Genomic DNA, 1,581 nt, shown 5'->3' on the forward strand with positions numbered 1-1,581 from the left:
GCCTGAAATGGACGGCTGCGCGACCGGGCTGGCTCCTCGACGAACCCTATACGGGTGAAGCCGTCATTACCGACGAGCGTCTTGCCGAGGGTTGCTTTCGTTGCAGGCACGCCGACCTCGCGGCAGCCATGCTCGAATTCGTCTGCTAGAACACCTGGGTCAACGCTAAACCCGCTATCGCCCGGCCAGAAGCAGACCGCTTCGAGAACGTCTCGGCGCTCAAAGCCGAATGCGGGCTCGCCTCGAGCGACGCGGGCTCGCGGACACACTCTCACGCCGAGGCAAAACAAGCTGCTCGAGAAGATAAAGACCCCCGGCCTCTCCCACCTTTCCTCTCTGATTGGGTCGCAGGGCAAGGCAGCGGTCATCGATCCGCGCCGGGACTGCGAGATTTATGTCGAGCGTGCCCGCGCCGAAGGGCTGGAGATCACGCATATCTTCGAAACGCACAGGAATGAGGATCTCATCACGGGATCGCCGGTATTGGCCAAAATGACCGGTGCCCGCGTTCTGCACGGTCCAAACCCTGCGGACGAGATTGTTTTCGCCGACACCGCGCGAGAGGGCGACGTTTTCGAGATCGGGAAGTTGCGGATTTCGGTGCTCGAAACTCCCGGTCACACCGACGATCATCTCGCCTTCGTCCTCCATGACGACGATTTTCCCGAAGGACCGGTCGGCGTGTTCACCGGCGATGCGCTCTTCGTTGGCGACGTCGGACGCACCGATTTCTATCCCGAGCGCGCGCGGGAGGTCGCGGGCCTCCTGTACGATTCACTGCAGAAGATTTGCGGTCTGGGTGACCAGGCGATCATTTACCCCGCGCATGGAGCAGGCTCGGTCTGCGGTTCGGGAATGGCGAACCGGGAATTCTCGACCATAGGCCACGAACGTCGCAACAATCCGCGGCTCCAGATAGCCGATCGCGAGGAATTCATCGAGGCGAAGCTCGCCGAGCATCATTACCAGCCACCCTATTTCAGACTGATGGAGCGTCTGAATGTCGAGGGAACATCTCCTGCGCCACGGATCCTGCGACCAAAACGTCTCATGCTCTCGGACATCCGCGAAATCGACGCCGACCATGTCGTCGACGTGCGGGATCCGCTTGCATACGCAAGCGGGCATCTGCCTGGTTCGATATGCCTTCCGGTCGGCATGATTTCGGCGTTTGCGGGCTGGTTCATCAGGGAGGGTGAAACAATCGCCCTCGTCGGATCGGCGGAAGACCAGCTGGCTTCGGCCATGACGCACCTTGTGAGGATCGGGCTCGACTCGATCGTCGGCGGCTATGTCGGTATCGTGCCGGCTGCAGCGCAAGGAATGAAGATGGCGAGCCTTCCGATGATCGGGACGAACGAGGTTCAGGATCGTCTCGAGCGCATGCGCGACAACTGGACCTTGCTCGACGTGCGTGACCTCGATGAGCGGCGCAGCGGCGCGATCGAGGGATCGAAACACATCTACGTGGGCGAGCTCAATTCCCGCTTCGCCGAGCTCGATCGCGAACGCGCCTATACCGTCATGTGCGCCAGTGGCATGCGTGCCAGTGTGGCTGCGGGCTGGCTGCAAAGCAAAGGA

General features: G+C 61.4%; 1 protein-coding gene. It reads left to right on the plus strand.

The window, feature by feature from the left end; genetic code table 11:
- Nucleotides 1-303: 303 nt before the first annotated feature.
- The coding region (locus AAFM29_RS17865) for a rhodanese-like domain-containing protein (RefSeq protein ID WP_341714052.1) at nucleotides 304-1,581 on the plus strand (1,278 nt) is incomplete at its 3' end.

The sequence above is a fragment of the Erythrobacter sp. genome, from assembly GCF_038133525.1.
Lineage (GTDB): Bacteria > Pseudomonadota > Alphaproteobacteria > Sphingomonadales > Sphingomonadaceae > Qipengyuania.